At 54.2% G+C, this 19,149-nt stretch carries 17 protein-coding genes; 4 read left to right on the top strand and 13 right to left on the bottom strand.

The features are described from left to right. Window position 1 precedes the first annotated feature (1 nt). The 4 genes from tkt to Kalk_RS13140 all read right to left on the bottom strand — a co-directional run bounded on the left by tkt (window position 2) and on the right by Kalk_RS13140 (window position 7,426). Window positions 2–1,999, bottom strand: coding sequence for a transketolase (gene tkt, locus Kalk_RS13155; protein ID WP_101894688.1), 1,998 nt, complete (start codon window positions 1,997–1,999; stop codon window positions 2–4). A 113-nt stretch (window positions 2,000–2,112) separates the two neighbouring features. Further along, complete coding sequence (locus Kalk_RS13150) at window positions 2,113–4,314, bottom strand: TonB-dependent receptor (protein ID WP_158643483.1); 2,202 nt, start codon at window positions 4,312–4,314, stop codon at window positions 2,113–2,115. Window positions 4,315–4,419: 105 nt separating this feature from the next. Next, complete coding sequence (gene recQ, locus Kalk_RS13145; protein WP_101894686.1) at window positions 4,420–6,222, bottom strand: DNA helicase RecQ; 1,803 nt, start codon at window positions 6,220–6,222, stop codon at window positions 4,420–4,422. Between the two features lie 16 nt (window positions 6,223–6,238). Further along, entirely contained in the window at window positions 6,239–7,426 is a 1,188-nt protein-coding gene (locus Kalk_RS13140; RefSeq protein WP_101894685.1) for a glycosyltransferase, read from the bottom strand. Window positions 7,427–7,585: 159 nt separating this feature from the next. On the opposite strand from Kalk_RS13140, the gene Kalk_RS13135 reads away from it, so the two are divergent. Then, window positions 7,586–9,277 (top strand): autotransporter domain-containing protein, encoded by a 1,692-nt coding sequence (locus Kalk_RS13135; protein ID WP_158643482.1) that lies wholly within the window; start codon window positions 7,586–7,588, stop codon window positions 9,275–9,277. 40 nt (window positions 9,278–9,317) lie between these two features. Here the strand turns inward: Kalk_RS13135 and Kalk_RS13130 are convergent, their stop codons facing one another. The 7 genes from Kalk_RS13130 to Kalk_RS13100 form a co-directional block, all read right to left on the bottom strand. After that, a complete protein-coding gene (locus Kalk_RS13130; protein ID WP_158643481.1) occupies window positions 9,318–9,974 on the bottom strand; it encodes a PEP-CTERM sorting domain-containing protein in 657 nt (218 codons plus the stop codon). A gap of 268 nt (window positions 9,975–10,242) precedes the next feature. After that, window positions 10,243–10,464, bottom strand: coding sequence for a hypothetical protein (locus tag Kalk_RS13125; protein ID WP_101894682.1), 222 nt, complete (start codon window positions 10,462–10,464; stop codon window positions 10,243–10,245). Window positions 10,465–10,486: 22 nt separating this feature from the next. Then, entirely contained in the window at window positions 10,487–11,674 is a 1,188-nt protein-coding gene (locus tag Kalk_RS13120) for a Na/Pi symporter (RefSeq protein ID WP_233716639.1), read from the bottom strand. Window positions 11,675–11,917: 243 nt separating this feature from the next. Next, window positions 11,918–13,054 carry a 5-(carboxyamino)imidazole ribonucleotide synthase gene (locus tag Kalk_RS13115; RefSeq protein WP_101894680.1) on the bottom strand — a complete coding sequence of 379 codons (1,137 nt, stop codon included), beginning with the start codon at window positions 13,052–13,054 and terminating at the stop codon, window positions 11,918–11,920. After that, complete coding sequence (purE, locus tag Kalk_RS13110; RefSeq protein WP_101894679.1) at window positions 13,054–13,536, bottom strand: 5-(carboxyamino)imidazole ribonucleotide mutase; 483 nt, start codon at window positions 13,534–13,536, stop codon at window positions 13,054–13,056. The genes Kalk_RS13115 and purE overlap by 1 nt, the downstream gene beginning before the upstream one ends. Before the next feature lie 12 nt (window positions 13,537–13,548). Continuing rightward, window positions 13,549–14,481, bottom strand: a complete 933-nt coding sequence (locus Kalk_RS13105) for a sodium-dependent bicarbonate transport family permease (RefSeq protein WP_101894678.1) — start codon at window positions 14,479–14,481, stop codon at window positions 13,549–13,551. Then, complete coding sequence (locus tag Kalk_RS13100) at window positions 14,478–14,687, bottom strand: hypothetical protein (RefSeq protein ID WP_101894677.1); 210 nt, start codon at window positions 14,685–14,687, stop codon at window positions 14,478–14,480. Before Kalk_RS13100 ends, Kalk_RS13105 begins: the two co-directional genes overlap by 4 nt. Before the next feature lie 112 nt (window positions 14,688–14,799). On the opposite strand from Kalk_RS13100, the gene Kalk_RS13095 reads away from it, so the two are divergent. Continuing rightward, window positions 14,800–15,744 (top strand): LysR family transcriptional regulator, encoded by a 945-nt coding sequence (locus Kalk_RS13095; RefSeq protein ID WP_101894676.1) that lies wholly within the window; start codon window positions 14,800–14,802, stop codon window positions 15,742–15,744. A gap of 18 nt (window positions 15,745–15,762) precedes the next feature. On the opposite strand, the gene Kalk_RS13090 is transcribed toward Kalk_RS13095, so the two are convergent. Together Kalk_RS13090 and Kalk_RS13085 are read right to left on the bottom strand one after the other, a co-directional pair. Further along, a complete protein-coding gene (locus Kalk_RS13090; protein WP_324772032.1) occupies window positions 15,763–16,788 on the bottom strand; it encodes a calcium/sodium antiporter in 1,026 nt (341 codons plus the stop codon). A 43-nt stretch (window positions 16,789–16,831) separates the two neighbouring features. After that, entirely contained in the window at window positions 16,832–17,278 is a 447-nt protein-coding gene (locus Kalk_RS13085; protein WP_158643480.1) for a DUF805 domain-containing protein, read from the bottom strand. A gap of 153 nt (window positions 17,279–17,431) precedes the next feature. Here Kalk_RS13085 and Kalk_RS13080 point away from each other — a divergent pair, with 153 nt between their 5' ends. After that, window positions 17,432–18,070 (top strand): 2OG-Fe(II) oxygenase, encoded by a 639-nt coding sequence (locus Kalk_RS13080; protein WP_101894673.1) that lies wholly within the window; start codon window positions 17,432–17,434, stop codon window positions 18,068–18,070. A gap of 78 nt (window positions 18,071–18,148) precedes the next feature. After that, entirely contained in the window at window positions 18,149–19,132 is a 984-nt protein-coding gene (locus Kalk_RS13075; protein WP_101894672.1) for a metalloregulator ArsR/SmtB family transcription factor, read from the top strand. Window positions 19,133–19,149: the final 17 nt, after the last annotated feature.

Raw genomic sequence — 19,149 nt, 5'->3', positions numbered from 1 at the left:
ATCAGCTCAGTACGGATTCCACGGTGGCGATGATGTTGTCCACGGTGAAGCCGAATTGCTTGAACAGTTCACCGGCAGGAGCAGATTCACCGAAGGTTTCCATACCCACGACAGCACCGTCCAAGCCCACAAATTTATACCAATAATCTTTCATACCTGCTTCAACCGCCACTCGGGCACGCACAGCGGCGGGCAACACTGATTCACGGTACGCCGCATCCTGCTTTAAAAAGGCATCGACACAAGGCATGGAGACCACCGACACCGCCTTGCCCTTTTCAGCCAAAGCATCGGCCGCCAGCATGGCCAGCTCCACCTCAGAACCGGTGGCAATGATCAGGGCATCCGCAGTGCCGCTCACGGCGCGCAACACGTACCCGCCTTTGGCTGCGTTTGCCAGCTGTTCATCGCTGCGCGTCATGGGGGCCAGGTTCTGACGCGAGAAGATCAACGCAGTCGGACCATCTCGGCGCTCGATAGCGGCTTTCCAGGCAATGGCGGATTCCGCCGCATCGCAGGGACGCCACAGCGACATGTTAGGGGTGGTACGCAGATTAGTGAGCTGTTCAATGGGCTGATGCGTAGGGCCATCTTCCCCCAAACCAATGGAATCATGGGTGTAGACCTGGATGTTCTGCTGCTTCATCAGGGCTGCCATGCGCATGGCATTGCGAGCGTATTCCATAAAGATCAGGAACGTAGCGCCGTAGGTAATAAAGCCGCCGTGCAATGTGATGCCGTTCATGGCAGCGGTCATGCCGAATTCACGCACACCCCAGAACAGGTAGTTGCCATCGGCGTCTTTGTCGCTGACGCCTTTGGAGCCTTTCCATAACGTCAGGTTGGATCCAGCCAGATCAGCAGAGCCCCCCAACAGTTCCGGCAGGATGGGGCCAAAGGCATTGAGGCAATGCTGGGATGCTTTACGGGAAGCGATCTTCTCACCGGCTTTTTGGATCTGCTGGATATAGTCTGTGGACTTTTCTTCCCAGTCGGCTGGCAATTCCCCGCTCATACGGCGTTCAAATTCAGCCGCCAGTTCGGGGTGTTCCTTACGGTAGTTGTCAAACAGGCGCTGCCAGTCGCTTTCGGCCTTGGCACCTTTCTCTTTGGCATCCCAACCTGCGTAGACATCGGCCGGGACTTCAAAAGGAGCATGCTTCCAGCCCAGTTGTTCGCGGGTCAAGGCGATTTCGTCGTCGCCCAGAGGCGCGCCGTGGCACTCTTCCTTGCCCTGTTTGTTGGGGGAGCCGAAACCGATCACGGTTTTGCAGCAGATCAGAGTGGGTCGGTCATCATTGGCCTTGGCCATTTCAACCGCCGCGATCAGCTCTTCGGTGCTGTGGCCATTCACATTGGGGATCACATGCCAGCCGTAGGATTCAAAACGCTTGGGGGTATCGTCGCTGAACCAGCCTTCCACTTCGCCATCAATGGAAATGCCGTTATCGTCATAAAACGCAATCAGTTTGCCTAACCCCAGGGTGCCTGCCAAAGAGCATACCTCGTGGGAAATACCCTCCATCATGCAGCCATCACCCATGAATACGTAGGTATTGTGATCGACTACATTGTAGGCTCCACGATTAAAATGTGCCGCCAGCACCTTCTCGGCGATCGCCATACCCACCGCGTTGGCAATGCCCTGCCCCAAGGGGCCGGTGGTGGTTTCCACACCCGGGGTATAGCCATACTCGGGGTGACCGGGCGTTTTGGAATGCAGTTGACGGAAGTTCTTGAGATCGTCGATGGACAGATCGTAACCCGTCAGATGCAGCAGGGAATAGATCAGCATGGATCCATGACCGTTGGAAAGCACAAAGCGATCGCGGTCGGCCCAGTTGGGGTTGGCCGGGTTATGCTTGAGGTAGTCACACCACAAAACCTGTGCGATGTCTGCCATTCCCATGGGGGCTCCGGGGTGACCGGACTTGGCCTTCTGAACGGCGTCCATGGAAAGTGCACGGATGGCGTTGGCTAACTCACTGCGAGTGGGCATGCTGCATGCTCCTAACTTGATTAGTTTACGGTACCGAAATTTGGGCGCTATTGTCGCTCAAAGGGAAGCGGGCAGCAAATGGGATTGACGGATTAAGCGGACGACTGGCTAAACTAGAGGATCCAATCCATGGTGATACCGATGGTTCGCGGCTCTGCCATGTTCCAGGCGGACCCCTGAGGGGTGAACAACAGCCTGGCCTGATCAAAGCTGTGAACAGGATACTGCTCGTCCAAAGCATTTCTCACCCATATGAACATCAAGTGTTCTGTACCTGCAGGCTGTAGATAAAGCGCCAGGTTGGTAAGGTGATGCCCCGGCATCCAGGTACCCTGATCGTTTTGAGGGCTATTATAGAATTCGGATGTATAACTGCTGCTCCACTCTACCCAGTAGCGATTCTGTGAGCTTCCCACCCAAGAGTAATTCAGATTCAGTGCCACTGAATGCTGCGGCGCTCGTAACAGGTTGTTTCCAGAAAGATTATCGCCATTTTCGGGGGATATAAAGCTGTTGAAGGCTGTGTCCAGATAGGTGTAATTGCCAGTGAACTCCAACCCTTTCAACACCCTGAATTGAAACTCCAGTTCAGCCCCCTGGATTTCGGCTTGCGGGGCGTTTGCCTCCGATTCGATGCCCGCAAACACCTGCAGATTTTCATAATCGGTGTGGAACACCGCGCCATTGAGCTTCAGGGCACGATCAAAAAAGAACGCTTTCATGCCCAGCTCGGTGTTGAGCGCGCATTCCGGCTTGCTGCTGGCCAGAGCGGCCTGCGGTGAAAACGCTACGCTGTTAAAGCTGCCAGCTTTAAAACCCGTGGCCACCTGGCCATAAAACATCACGTCTTCGGCAACATGATGATCCAGGCCCAAAGAATAGGACAGCTGACGCCAACTCTTATCCGTATCCACAGAGAAATCTTCACTGTTATTGAGCGTCAAGTTCAAAGGATCACCACCACTCACCTGAATAGCAAAATCCTTTTTTACATAGTCCCCTCGCACACCGGCGCTTAGATTCCAATCAGGCATGAACGCCCAGCGCGCCTGAACAAACAAAGCACCGTTGTACACGTCGTTGCTGGAATCGTATTGTCCGTATCCCGGCGACTCCTCACTGAGTAAACCACCGTAACCGGCCAGATGCACTAAACCGGTAATATCAAAGCGCTCCAACCGCTGCACATGCTCGCGGGAAAGATAAACACCACTGCTCCACTGCCAATCGCCATGCTCCTGCTCTAAACGTAGTTCTTCGCTGAACTGCCAGCTTTTTTCTTCGCCAGGATTAGTGGAAGGTATGTAGTTAATCGGAGCCGCCGACAATTCGAACTCGTAATCACCGGCAATATAGGCAGACTGGGACACCCATTTACCGTAACTGGACTCATGCTCATAACTGAGGCTGGCAAAGTAAAAGTTGCGATTGGCAAAGCCATCTTCGGGCATGGCCACTTTATCCCGCGTATTGGCGTAGGGTGCCAACGCAGCACCACCAACGGCGGCATAGGGGGGCTCGCCCTCATAGACCTGGGCCGGGTCGACGCTGGTAAGGCGGTTGTATTCCAGCCTCAAGCCCACCCGTTGGCCAGCGCCTTGCCAGGCCAATTGATCGCGGATGGAGAGCTCACGGGATGCGCCCGTATCCACCCCGGTGATGACGTTTTCCACATAACCCTGGGTGTCGGAATAGGCAACGCTGAGGCGATGGGCTGTCTCACTGCTGATCTGGTGATTATTGATGGATTGCAGCTCCCAACCGCGATCATTGACCCCGGAGATCAGTTTGCTGTAGTCCGACGCTTCGGGCTTGTTGGGCACCACGTTGACCGCACCGCCGATAACCCCTTTGCCATAGAGCGTGCCATGGGGCCCTTTTATAACTTCGGTTCGTTTAACGTCAAACAACGGCAGGTTGTGGTAGCCAGGGCGGGACACGCTGATGCCGTCCATCAGATACGCCACCGACGGATCATCACCCGAACCAGACGCATTGGAACCGATTCCACGCACGAATAGTTGGGGCGTGGTGTTATTGTATTGCGTTACGACTAACCCGGAGGTACGCGCATCAAGATCATGGATGGTATTGAACAGGGGAGAATAATGCGTCGCGGGGGCAATAATGGACAAAGAGAACGGCACACTCTGGGAAAAGGCTTCGCGCTTTTCGGCCTGGGTCATCACGTCAGCGATTTCCAGTTCGAGCAACTGCTCAAGAGAGATCTCGAACAGATCCTGATAGGGCTCTGCAACCGCCAACGAGACAGCCAAGCACAAAGCGATGCCCACAAGCACTGTGTAAAGATGCATTGCCGAAGCGTTGATCCGCATAATGTTGGTTACCATAATCCCTGGTAATGTCAGCTCATCACGTCATGACTATTAAGAATAAGCGCTTGCTGCACTTTCGTCCAATTATTCGGGGTATTCGTGATTGCGAATCACATCCAGAAAGGCGTTCCCAAAGCGCTCCATTTTGGAATCGCCCACACCGGAAATTTTCAGCAGGGTGCGTTCACTCATGGGACGCTGCTGTACCATTTCACGCAAAGTAGCATCATGAAAGACAACATAGGGCGGCACACCGAACTCCTCCGCCAATCGTTTACGACAGGCGCGCAATGCATTCCATAACGGCACGTCCTGCTCATCAATTTCAACCGTTCGCGAACGCGTTCCGACAGCAGAGGCTTTCGCCGGTGTCTTGCGCAACTGGATCTGCTCTTCACCGCGCAGCAACGCCCGGCAGCGCTCCGTTAAGCACAAAGCACCGTAGGCATCGGCATCCACCCGCAAGTACCCCCGCGCCACCAACTGACGTACCACTGCCCGCCACTCATTAACACTCAGATCACGGCCAATGCCGTATGTGGAAAGCTGGTCGTGCTTAAACTGCATCACCTTTTCGTTGGTGCTGCCCCGCAATACATCCACCACGTGATTGGCACCAAAGCGCTGGCCGGTTCGGTACACACAGGACAACAGCTTTTGTGATACCTGAGAGCCATCCCAGGTCACCGGTGGTTGCAAGCAACAATCACAGTTCCCACAGGGCTCGGACAGGGTTTCACCAAAATAGCGCAACAGGGTTTGACGGCGGCAACTGGTGATTTCACACAGGCCCAGCATGGCTTCCAGACGCTGTCGCTCTAAACGCTTGAACTGCTCGTTGCCATCAGAGCCCGCCGCCATCTGGCCGAGTTTAACCACGTCTTCCAGGCCATATAAAAGCAATGCTGTGGCCGCTTCACCATCCCGCCCGGCGCGGCCGGTTTCCTGATAATAGGCTTCGATACTTTTGGGCAGATCCAGGTGTGCAACAAACCGCACATCCGGCTTGTCGATGCCCATACCAAACGCGATGGTGGCCACCATGATGATGCCGTCTTCCCGCAGGAAACGCTGCTGATGATGAGCACGCAATTCAGATGGCAAACCGGCGTGATAAGGCAACGCGTTGAAGCCTTCATCACTCAACCATTCTGCGGTTTTTTCCACTTTGTTGCGCGACAGACAGTAGATGACCCCGGCATTACCTGCCTGCTCATCCCGCAGGAACTGCAGTAACTGTTGGCGCGGCTTATCCTTCAACTCAATGCGATATTGAATATTGGGGCGATCAAACCCACTGACAAAATGTGCGGCATTCTGCAGATCCAGGCGTTGGGCGATTTCCTGGCGGGTACGCTCATCTGCCGTCGCCGTCAACGCTACCCGGGGGATATGTGGAAACTGCTCGTGCAGCAGGCTCAGCTGCAAATAGTCGGCCCGAAAATCATGCCCCCATTGAGACACGCAATGGGCTTCATCAATGGCAAACAGTGAAATGTTCGCCCGCTTTAACAGGTTCAGGCAGCGGGGCTGGATAAGGCGCTCAGGTGCCACATAGAGTAGCTCCAACTCACCGTTCAGCAACGCCTGCTCGATCTCGCTGGCCTGCTCCATTGATAGCGATGAGTTGAGAAAACCAGCGTTCACTCCAGCCGCTTTCAGGGCATCCACCTGATCCTGCATCAAGGCAATCAATGGCGAGACCACCACGCCACAGCCATCCCGTACCAGCGCCGGAATTTGATAGCAAAGGGATTTGCCGCCCCCGGTGGGCATCAGCACCAAGGCATCATCACCCTGAATCAAGGTATCAATAATGGCTTGCTGCTGACCACGAAAGGCATCGTAGCCAAATACATGTTCTAGAATGGAGTGGGCTGATTTCATGGGGCGCAGTATAGCATTAAGGCAGCAACCCCAGACAGCGCTCCACCACTTGTTCGATCGCATCGATCTGATCGAAATCCCCTGCCCGCTCCGCCAGCCGCTGCGCTGCAGCAGTCAGGCCATCGTCTGCCAGCATCTGATTGATGATCTGCACACCCGCCGCCACCGAAGCAACCTTCTGCAGACACACCCCCGCACTCAGGGCTTGATAGTTGAGGCTGTTCAGAAGCTGCTCCAAGTTCATCGGCAATGACAACACCGGCACGCCAACACAGGCAGCCTGCACCAGGTTGTGCATATCACCATGACACACAAACAAGTCGGCCTGGCGCAATGATTCCGGCACATTCACCACATCCACCCCCAAACGGAACGAACCCTCGTCATGGGCCTTAACACGCTGACGCCGATCCCCTGGGGAGTACAAAAATACGTTGGCGTTGCAAGCTTTTAATGCATCTATCAGCACGGACCACTGTGAATGCTCCGGCAGTCCGTAGACAAACACTTTTTTACCCGGCCGATCCAACCACTGCGCCGCAGGACGGCGTGAACGCGATACCGGCAAGCAGTAATGGGCCGTTGCATCACGCTGATAAATGTCCAGTTCAGGCAGGGTTTTCATCACCATTAAGTCAGGCTGAAACAGATCAGAGTAGCGATCCAACGGGGGTTTTCCCAACGCATCCAGCACCTGATTAATAGTGAGCAACAAATTGCGCTCTTGAGCTTGCACGACACCATCCGCTTCAGGCCTGGGCCGCATATCCAACATGGGCTGCCCCGCAGCAGGCTCGGCAAAACCGGCTCCCATAATGACATCCGGTGTCGTGCCGCCCCGCAACGCGAGCCGTAACGTCGGCGCGTATTCAGACACGACTAAATCCGGTTGCACCAAATCCAGCAAGGCTTGCCAGGCCTCAACCAAATTCTGCAATGTGGTGTGATACAGATAACCTTTGGTCATCAATATATCCGCCATGCAGAACACCGGTCGCTGCATCTGCACCGGATACAACCATACCGGCGCTTGTATAATCGGAAGGCCCTGCTGCTTGAAAAAAAAGTGTGTTCGGGACAAGTCCCGCAGTGCAATGACCACACGATGCCCTTGGGTTTTGAACACGGCAGCCATTTCTGCAAACTGCGACAGATGCCCGATTTCATTGCCCAGCTCCCAGGCCATCAGAATGGTTTTGCTCAAGGTGTATCCCCTAGTAAAGTTTTGTTGTTGCTGCATTGTTACAGAGCATAACAAATCTACGCGAAATAGTGACGGCATCTACTTTAAACGAAACAAATGGAGCTGGTAGGATCGCCCCGACGATGCATTCGCCGTTTCGTAACATTAAGGAATGATAAAATGAATTCAAGGATTGCACCTTTTGCGGTGCTAACACTTGCCGCTGCAATTGCCAGTGAAGTACAGGCTGAGGTTGTGGCTGTCGCCGACACATTCAGCGGCGTCATCAACCAAAGCCAGTCTTTCAGTGTCGCCAGCATCCTGCAAAATGACAGATTAAACGAGGTTATGGGTCAATTTGGCCAGGTGTTCGTCGAGATCAACCAATACAGCAACGATTTCTACGATTCCAACGGCCAGCCAGCAGATCCCTTCGATGAATCACAAACAGAAGACTTCGTGATTGTAAGTGTGTGCGTCGACGATCTTGCCAATGGCAGCGCCACATTGAACGAAAGTGGAAATTTCGTCTACACCCCGGATGAAGACTATCTTGGCACCGACAGCATGTACTACGTGCTTGAGGAGTATGTTGTCGATTCGGAAGGCGAAGGTGGCATATCACGCATATCAAGCGACGGTGCCACTATCGAGATCACAACATCAGAACAAGCCGCATCAGCCAACCCCTTGGTATCCGGCCGTAACCGTCAACGGGTTGCATCGGCGCTCACTAGCCTGTGCAGTGGCGACAACGCCATCAGCAGCAATCTGCAAGCCCGTTGCGATGAACTGAACGACGCTGCCAACACCAACCCCAGCGCGCTTCAGGGCATGATCAGCCAGATCACCCCAGACGAAATATTATCCCTGCGCCGCCTGACTTCCGATGTCAGTCGCCAGCACACCGACCTTGTGTATCGCCAGCAAATTAATCGCCGACGCAAACACGCCGCACCGGAAATCACCCTGAACGAGGGCGAATTCAGTCTGCTCAATGTCACCGGTGGCAACGCCGGCGAAGGCATCAGCCCCTGGAGTGGATTCGCATCAGTACAGTACGACGAAACGGACTTCGGTGGCGATGACCTGGAAGATCCTTACGACACCGAAACCAGCAGCATCACACTGGGTAGCGACTACCGCCTCAATCAAAGCTGGATTCTGGGGTTGGCACTGGCCTGGAGCGAGCAGGACGTAACCTATAACGAAACAGCTGGTACTCTGGATGCCAGCCTGTATAACCTGATCGGTTACGCATCCTATATGGGCGCGTTCATCAACGTGGATTTGCAGTTGAGCTACCTGCAGGCAGATCAGGACATCACCCGCAATATTCAATACAGCGGATTCGACACAGCAACCAACGCCAACACCGACACCCAGGTCGCCAGCATCAGCACGCAACTGGATTGGAACTGGTCGAAAAACAGTTGGAACCTGCGCCCCTATCTGCGCCTGGATTACCTGCGTGCCCAGATCGATGGGTTCCGCGAAACCGGAGGCATGGGTTGGGCAGTTGAAGCCGGAGATCAGGACATGGCTCAGTGGAACACAGGGCTTGGCCTGGACACCAGCTATGCCTTCAGTTGCTCTTGGGGGGTGTTAGTGCCGTCGCTGAATCTAAGCGCCAACAGCCAATCCAGTAAAGATTACCGCCCCGTAGAATTTCATTTTATCGACGATGGCAGTGGTGCCGGGGATTTCACGTTGCTAACAGAAGGGGAAGACTCTCTGTTTTACCAATATGAAGTCAGTGCCGTCGCCGTCATGGCCGGTGGCGCATCTGCTTATTTCAGTTATCGCGGCACTGCAGAGTTCGATGACATAGAAAGTAACCAGATATCCCTGGGGGGGCGTTACGAGTTCTAAGGTTCTGACGGGATGCCTTCACAGCATCCCGTCCACACCTTCAGCGGCGCAGGCGGCGCGAGCCCATCAACCCCAACAGGCCCAGACCAATCAATGCCATTGAGCCCGGCTCAGGCACTGGCACAACGGCCGTACTGGTAACCGCGTCCACCGCGATCTGATAACCGGTAGCCCCGCCGTGATCCTCCAACAGTATCTGCAGGCTATGACTGCCCGCCGACAATGCAGTCAGATCCAGATCGTACTCATTGATGCTGGCTCCACCAGGGGCCATTGCACCAAATACGTACGTGCCATCCAGCCACACGTATATGCCGTTATCCACACCAAAATCGATGTGAATATCCGTCAACTCCAGTAAATCGAAGTCATAAACAATGGCCACTTCGCTGTTCACTGCCCAGTTATTAGGAATATTGAGTGAACTTGCCCAGGTTCCTCCGGTGTAATCGCCATTGAGCCAATCCGCACCGAACTCAGGAGTAAAGAACGTTGGTTCCGCCAGCGGATTTGCCGTTGGATCACCCTCGCTGCTGTTTGGCCCGGGGAATTGACTGGCATCGTAATAAAGAGATAAATCGCCAATACCGTTGTTGTAGAGTCCGCCGGTATTGTTGTCGATGATGATTGCAGAATGCGCTACGCCCGCCGCACCCAACAACAGGGCTGCAGACAATGCGCGGTATGTGATTTTCATCAAAATGTCCTCGTAATAATCCATTTCACAAGTTCCATCCGCTACAGCTTCACGCGAGACTCCTGGCTCGTCACGCAAAACCTGCGCCAAAAAAAATTCGCAAATATTTTCATTGCCTTAGCGCCACAGCCGAAACCGCTAACGCAGAACTTGTAAAATCTACCGACAGACACAAGGTTAACTATTAGGCAACACTGCTCTGTGTTGCCTATCGCTTTAGAAGAAAGGAATATTTGAAATGCTGGATGCTGCGAAGTACTGCTGATGCTTACTTTTTGACAAAACGCTCGCGGAATTCCTTCACCACGATGGGCCAGAATTCACGAATATTTTCCCAGCGATGATCCAGCTCCTGCAGATGCTCATCCAGGTGATCAATGGATTCATGCTGCTCTTCTGCCACCGCTTGGCTTAACTGCAGTTTCAGCTCACCCAGAGCGGCTTCCATCTGTTCGATTTTGCGTTCCAGTTCCTGTCTTTTCACGTTCATATACAGATCCCCGACAACCACATCAGGCGGTCAATAAATTACTGACCCCAATTAACAAAAGCGGAATGACAAAAAACACACAGGTAATGTAGGCCAACGCCACCAACTTGTTTTTGACAGCAATATCTGCAATTTTTTCCGCACCTTTTATGGGCAGCTCCCGCAAAAAGGGAATGCCGTAAATAACCAACACACCCATTACATTGTAGAGCAAATGCACCAGTGCGATTTGCACAGCAAAAACAGCGTATTCACCGGTCACCGCGGTGGCCGCCAACAACGCAGTAATACAGGTGCCAATGTTGGCGCCTAAGGTAAACGGATACACCTGACGTAACGAGAACACGCCACTGCCCGCAAGCGGCACCACGAGGCTGGTGGTGGTGGAGCTGGACTGCACCAATACGGTAACGATGGTGCCGGATGCAACACCCGACACTGGGCCACGGCCCACAGCAGAGTGCAGAATATCCTTAGCGCGCCCAACCATCAGCGCTTTCAATAACTTACCGATCAATGTGATCACGACAAAAATCGCCATCACGCCCAACAGCACCATCAGGGTACCCGACACCCCGTCAGGAAACCCACCCAAACTGCCTTCAATAAACTTGATTGGGGGCTTAACGATGGGTTTGATAAAATTCATTCCCTTCATGGACATGGATTCTGTGCCCACCAACAAACCCGACAGCCATGCCCCGGCTTTCTCTAACACCCCGAACATGATTTCGATGGGAAGGAATATCACGACACACATTACATTGAAGAAATCGTGGATTGTGGCGGCAGAAAAGGCCCGGCGAAACTCATCACCACGGCGCACATGGCCCAGGCTGACGATGGTGTTGGTGATGGTGGTGCCGATATTGGCTCCCATCACCATGGGAATAGCAATGGCTACCGGCATACCACCTGCAACCAGGCCGACAATGATGGACGTAACAGTACTTGAGGACTGAATCAGGGCGGTGGCCACCGTACCCACCACCAACCCGGCAATGGGGTTGCTGGCAAACGCGAACAGTTCCTTGGCATGCTCACCGGCGGCAAGCTTAAAACCGTCGCCGATAAGCGATACCGAGATAAGAAGCAGATAAACCAGCCCCGCAATCTTGATCCAGTTGATCCAGCCGGGCCCTTGGGCCAACGCCACTGGGTGACTGCCTGAAACATGGGGTGTAGCGGCCATAGCCGTTTCCTTTGACATGCTCTGAATGCTCGTTTTAGAGGTGGTTCACAAAATGGGTGTAAACTACCACCAAACGGCCTCCATTACACCAACGTTACAGCCGCTCCCTTCAAATAATTGACTACAAATCGACCAGAAATGTCTACCCAAAATGAGTTAAGGCGACTAATTCCTTGTCTTAGAAGGGGATATTGGGTCCTACCCCCACAACCACCTCATATTGATCCCGATCAACGGTTTAGCCGATCAACCCCAAGCCGTTCAAATTGATCCGTAAATGGCTTCCTGCAACCGTGAAAGTCGTGCATGTGCGGCCTGAGGGTTACTGTCGTGAATGTTGATATGGCCTACCTTGCGACCGGGCCGAACCTCCTTATTGTACCAATTGAGACACCCGCCATCGCGGAGCATGGCAGCTTGATCCAGCGGCACCCCCAGCAGGTTCAGCATGGCCGCGCCACCCTCCAGCTCAGTGCTGCCCAAAGGCCAGCCTGCAATGGCACGCAGGTGATTTTCAAACTGCGATGTAAGCGATGCCCGCTGAGTCCAGTGACCACTGTTATGTACACGCGGAGCCAGCTCGTTCACCCACAGCTGCCCCCCCACATCAAAACACTCCATAGCCATCACACCCACATAATCAGTGGCCGACAGCAAGCGCCCCAAGCCATCTTGCCCTTCCGTGCGCAACGCCTCCGAAATGTCCGGCGCCGGTGCCAGCGAGCTGATCAACACGGAATGACGGTGCTGGTTCTGGGTGGGCGGGTAGAATCGAACGCTGCCATCACGGCCTCGCACCGCAAGAAACGATAGCTCACGATCAAAAGGCATACAGCGCTCCACCAGCCAGCAGCCTGAAACATCCCTGGCAACCATATATTTAGCCACCCACTGATCACAGTCTTCATCACTGCGCAACAGCCACTGGCTCTTGCCATCATAGCCGTGCTCAGTGTGCTTGATGACCAAGGGCAAACCAAAGCGCTGCACGGCCAGGCGCAAATCCTGCTCTACAGCCAACGGCATATAGGGTGTGCAAGGCAGCCCCACCGCCTCCAGCAACGCCTTCTGCCGCAGCCGGTTCTGACACTGATACAGCGCTTCTCCATTCGGAAGCACCTGACAAAATGCCTCAAGCCCACGCAGCATCCCGGTGTCCACTTGCTCCTTTTCCACCGTCACCACATCCGGCCGACCCAATGCAGCGTAGAGCGCAGCGCTGTCCATACCAGGCGCCCACTCACACACTGCTCCCAACCCAGCCACGGCCCGAGTGGATTCTTCAGCCTGAGCCACGAAGCTGAACGAGATACCCAAAGGCAATCCCTCCAGCGCCATCATCCGCGCCAACTGACCACACCCGATTATAGCGATATGATCTACATGAGCCCCCTGCATTACTCCACGTCCTCCGAAACCGCCGCAGACAATTCACTGCGCCAGTGCTGGAAACGCGCCTGCAACGCCGCATCCTGCAACGACAATATCTGAGCAGCCAGCACGCCCGCATTGTAGGCCCCGGCACCACCGATCGCCTGCGTGGCCACCGCCACACCACGGGGCATCTGCACAATGGAAAGCAGACTGTCCAGGCCGTTGAGCTGCTTACTGGATACCGGCACAGCAACCACCGGCAACCAGGTCATGGCGGCCACCATTCCCGGCAAATGGGCCGCGCCCCCGGCCCCCGCGATGATCAGACGAATCCCTCTTTCCGGTGCCTCCTCCGCAAAACGATACAAACGCTTGGGTGTGCGATGGGCCGACACCACCCGAGTTTCATAGGCGACCTCCAGCCCATCAAGCACCTGAGCTGCTTCTTGCAAGGTAGGCCAGTCGGAACGAGAGCCCATAATGATACTGACAATTGGATTAGACATGATTGACTCCACTTAAGACATAAACCAAAGGATGAAGGCACAGTATAAAGGTATGCCGATCATCACATTAAACGGAAAGGTGACACCCAGAGATGCCGTGATGGCCAGGCCATGATTGGCATCGGGCAAGGCCGAGCGCATGGCAGCAGGCACCGCGATGTAAGAAGAACTAGCACCCAGCACCGCCAGCATCACCACACCACCGGCCGACAACTGCATAACACCCCCCAGCACACCGCCCAAAGCCGCACCCAGCAGCGGCACGGCCACGCCGAACGCCACCACAAACGCACCGTGGGTTTTCAGATCAGCGAATCGGCTTGCAGCCAACACACCCATATCCAGCAGAAACAACGCCAGCACACCCTTGAATAGATCTTTGAACAATGGCCCGATGGCGCCCACCTGATCCGCCGCCAGCGCGCCCACCAGCAAGCCGCCCACCATCAAAAACAACCCCTGACTGCGTGAGATCTCGGCCAGAACCGGCCGCCAACGAAAGCTCTCGGCGGAACCTTTTGCCAACAATATCCCGACCACAATGGCAGGCACCTCCAGCAACGCCACGAACAAGGGGAAGTAGGCTTCATACTCAATCCCCCTCGTCTCCAGAAACGCCACCGCAACCGCATAAGTGCCCACACTGACAGACCCGTAATGGGCCGCGATGGACGCCGCATCCAAGCGCGAAAACTCACCAAACCAACGCAGCAACGGGAACGCCAGCAGGGTGAGAACAACCCCCATCAGCACGACCCCAACGCCCTGCAGCAACAACTCGGCTGAGCCGTGCTGGGCCAGGGCCTCACCGCCTTTCAAACCAATCGCCAACATCAAAAACACCGTCAGCGATTGGTGCAACCCGGCCGGGAACACCAGATCCGCCTTTAGCAGACGGCCCACCGCACCCAGAACAAAAAACGCTACCACAATGTCCAGCGTCATGACTGCTTCACACCCTGCACAGGCACAGTCGCCCACTTACCAGCAACACCGGCCTGCACACTGGCGATGCCTGCGATCAACACCCCCACCAACAGCAGCGACCAGCCGGTAGAGCTTTGAGCCGCAAACAGCACCATCACCGTAGCCGCCAGCGCAATCACCACCAAGCTCACCGCCAAACAGAAAATAAACGATCGTGTAGACATGACCTTAAGCTCCCTCATGAATTTGATGGCGCCATCATGCCTAAAATCATAGATAGATAAAAATAGATAGTTTTGATCTAATACATAGATATTTATCTATGCAGAGATACCCATGAATAATCGACTACACGCCCATATCGGCACCCTGCGCCAACTGGAAATCCTACTGGCCGTGTACGAAGCAGGCAGCATCACCGCCGCCTCAGAAACACTTCACCTCACTCAACCCACGGTATCCATGCAGCTGAAAAAGCTGGCCGACGGCATCGACACCCCCCTCTACCACACCGTCGGGCGCCGCCTGATTTTTACCGACTCTGGATTGGCGCTGATACACACCGCCCGCGAGGTCATGAACAGCTTCCAACGGCTGGACATGAAACTGGCGGACTTGCGCGGCATGAAAGCTGGAACGCTCAAACTGGCGGTGGTCACCACCTCCAAATACTTCATCCCCCACCTGCTGGGCCCGTTCTGTAAACGCCACCCCAACGTCGACATCCAGTTCAAAGTAGGCAACCGCCAACAAATCATCGATCGCCTCTACGAAGGCAGCGACGACTTCTACGTATTCAGCCACCCCCCGGCAGACAGCCGCTTCGAGACCCTGGACTTTCTACCCAATCCACTGGTTGCCATCAGCGCCAGCAAGCATCGACTGAGCCGCAAAAAAAACATCAATCTCACCGAACTCTTTGCCGAAAAACTGCTGATGCGAGAAGCCGGGTCAGGCACCCGCTATGCCATTGAAGAATTTTTAAAAGGCGAGAAAGTACAACTGCGCTCCAACATGACCATCGAAAGCAACGAAGCCATCAAACACGCCGTCATGTCCGAGCTGGGAGTGTCCATTCTCTCGGCTCACACCCTCGCCTTCGGCGGCAAAAGCGGGCTGGCGGTATTAAACGTAAAACAGCTGCCCATCGAAACCAACTGGTACTTCGTGTGGCTGAAAGACAAACCCCAATCGCTGATCGCAGAAACCTTTTTCAACTACGTGGAATCCGAAGGCCGCAGCAACCTGCTTATCGAACTGAAGCGACTGGGCTTTTCGTGATGATGAGGCTTTTGAATTCTAGCTATTGAATACCGTAAAACTCAACCAAACATACATACCGTAGCCACCCAACAGCATCCCGCCCTCAAGCCGGGTCAGGCGATTTCCCGTGCACAGAAACAACAGCAAGAGCAAAGACGTTCCGAGCATTACCCATTGATCAAACTGCAGGATTCTTGCATGAACCGGAAGTGGCTGAAGAAGTGACGACACCCCCAGAATGCCAAGCAAATTGAAAATATTACTTCCAAGTATATTTCCAATCGCGACATCAGCGTGCCGTCGAATGGCAGCAATCACCGATATAGATAATTCAGGAAGCGATGTACCCACCGCCACCAGTGTCAGGCCAATGACGGCCTCTGGCACATCAAGATATTCTGCAATGCCAATTGCCCCCATCAACAGAACTTGTGATCCACCAACCAACAGCACCAAACCAAAAACTACGGCAACCACAATCCATAATGTCGAATCCGGCGCAGCAGAAATTTCGCCTGCTTCCGCTTGGTGCAGCTCACCGGACGGCGCATCATGGAAACGCTCACTCCAATAAGCCCAAATCAAGTACGCTATTAAGGCAACAAGAAAGATCGCCGCATCGGCACGCCCGAGGGCACTTCCCCCAACCAAAACTGGAAACAGAATGCTTGCAAGCACCACCGTGGCAGCATCTCGTTTTAATACCAGCGGTTTGACTGCCATTGGCGTAATCACCGCGCAAACACCCAGAATCAACAGAATATTACTGATATTGCTACCGACGACATTGCCAATAGCTATATCTGGCCGCCCCTCTAGTGCAGCATTAACAGAAACCACCAACTCCGGAGCCGAAGTGCCAAAGCCCACGATAACCAAGCCGCTTAACAAAGGTGACACACCCAGACGGTTTGCAGCAGCTAGCGAGCCACGAATCAATGCTTCACCACCACAGGTAAGCAAGACTATACCTACGAATAGAAATAGAACATTTAACATACTTGCGACCTTAGAAACATAAGCGTTAACACCTGCAGAAGGTGTCTCAGCATCCTGACACAAAATGCCATAATTTAATGTAGGACTAGCCTGTTATTCTACTCCACTAATGAATCCGCACTAACACCAGCAACACCACCCCATAAGACAGCATCACCCACAGTGGCGCGCCAAAACAGATCACTCGCCCGGGCCAACCTGCACTGGCGGGTTGCTCTCCCCACCGGTTTGATCCCGCCTGCCCCGGCCAGAACCAGATCACAAAATTAACCAAGGGCAGCCACAACAAGGCCGCAGCCCATCGCGGCCAGCCCAGATCCTGCACCCGCAGCAGCGTAGCCCAGGCAAATATCGGAATCTGGAGATACCAAAAGCCCATCAAACTGATCAAACTTTTGCCACCGGAACCAAACCCCATATAGATCGGCAACCCCAGACCCAAAAACAACGCCCCCAGCAATAACGGCAACAGATACAGGGCAACCACCGTCACCGCCACATAATTGACCCGATTCATCCGCCCGCTAAGGCAACTCTGCACAAGAGCCTGCATGGAACCCTCCATCTGATTCAGTTTCAGCCGCAAACGCTAAAGCTTTTACCCAGGTCAATCAATGGATGAATATCGCTTTTTCACGCCTGCCAAACTCCCTATACTTTTGCCCAGACAAGAAGCCAACTGAGCCAACCGCTTTCGGATCAAATTATGACCAACATTCTCAACCTCGAAGCTCTGCAAAACGCCAGCCTCAACAGCCAGCCGTATCCTTACTTCACCGTGGAAAGATCCATTTCCGATGCCGCCGTGAAAGCCGTTATCGCCGATTTCCCAAAAATACACGATGGCGGCAGTTACAATCTTGATGACGTCAAGATCGGCCCAGAATTCGACAAATTCCTCAAATCACTGGATACCCCGGAGTTCCGCCGCATACTGTGCGACAAGTTCGAGGTGGACATCATGGATCTGCCGATGATGATCACCCTGCGGGGCCATTCCCGCAAAAAAGACGGCCGCATCCACACCGACTCCAAAACCAAGGTGCTCACCATCCTCATCTATCTAAATGAGGAATGGAGTGCCCCCACCGGTAAATTACGAGTGCTGCGCAGCGCCGATGACATGGAAGATTACGCCGACGAGATCGTCCCCGGCCCCGGCACCCTCATGGCCTTCAAAGTCACCGATCACGGCTGGCACGGCTACCCTTCCTTCGAAGGCAAACGCCAGTCCATTCAAATCAACTTCCTCACCAGCGAAGCCGCCAACAGCAAGCACAAGTTCTTTCACGGCTTGAGCGCCAAGCTGAAGAAATGGCGCAGGGGCAGCCAGGAAGACTACTAAACCCAAACCTGGACAAACCCTAAAACCTATATCGAAATATTTTGATATAGGTTTTAAACGCTGCTAGACTTCTCCCCCATGAACGCTAGCCTGCCCCCTGTCACCGCTGATCACCTGAATTCCCTGGCCCAATTATGCAAGGGAACCGGTGATCCGTTGCGTTTGGAGGTGCTGCGAGCCCTGAAGACGGACTCGTTTGGCGTGCTGGAGCTGTGTGACATTTTCGACACCAAGCAGCCTGCCATGAGCCACCACCTGAAAGTGCTGGCCAAGGCCGGTGCCGTCACCACCCGGCGCGAAGGCAACTCCATCTTCTATCGACGCATGCTGCCCGATCAGAATCAGCCCCAAGGCCAACTACTGAACGCTCTGTTTTGCGCCATAGACCAGATAGCCATAAGCGATGACACTCGCCAGCGTATCGAAGGCATTAAACAGGGGCGAGAAGAAGCCGCCCGCGAGTTTTTTGATCGCCACGCGGAGCAGTTCCGCGAGCAGCAAGAGCTGATTGCCCTGTTCGATCAATACGCTGACAGCGTAAAAGACCTGCTGCTTCAAACGAATCCGCATAAGGGGCAACAGGCGCTGGAAATTGGCCCCGGCGAAGGTGCATTCTTGGCAACACTGGCAGGTTTGTTCCATCAGGTTACCGCCATCGACATCTCGCGAGAGATGCTCGAGAAAGCCGATGCCCTACGCCAGCAACAACAACTGGATAATGTCACCCTGCTGCAAGCGGATACCGAGGCCGCCATCAAACAGGGCATCAAGGTCGATCGCATTATCTGCAACATGGTGCTGCACCATGTACCGTCACCAGCGGACGTGTTTGAAGACTGCGCCCAATTGCTGCAACCCGGCGGAGCCCTGATCGTTGCCGACCTGTGTCGTCACGATCAGGATTGGGCCAAACAGAGCTGCGGCGATTTGTGGCTGGGGTTTGACCCCGAAGAATTAACCGATTGGGCGCAAGATGCCGGATTGGAAAGCACCGAAAGTTTGTATGTGGGGCTGCGCAACGGCTTCCAGATACAGGTAAGACGTTTTGATAAACCGGAATAAATTAAACAACTCCTTAA

Origin of the sequence: Ketobacter alkanivorans (genome assembly GCF_002863865.1) — a bacterium.
In the GTDB taxonomy this organism is placed as follows: Bacteria; Pseudomonadota; Gammaproteobacteria; order Pseudomonadales; family Ketobacteraceae; genus Ketobacter; species Ketobacter alkanivorans.
The sequence above is the reverse complement of the archived record's forward strand: the minus strand, read 5'-3'. Positions and strand labels throughout refer to the sequence as shown.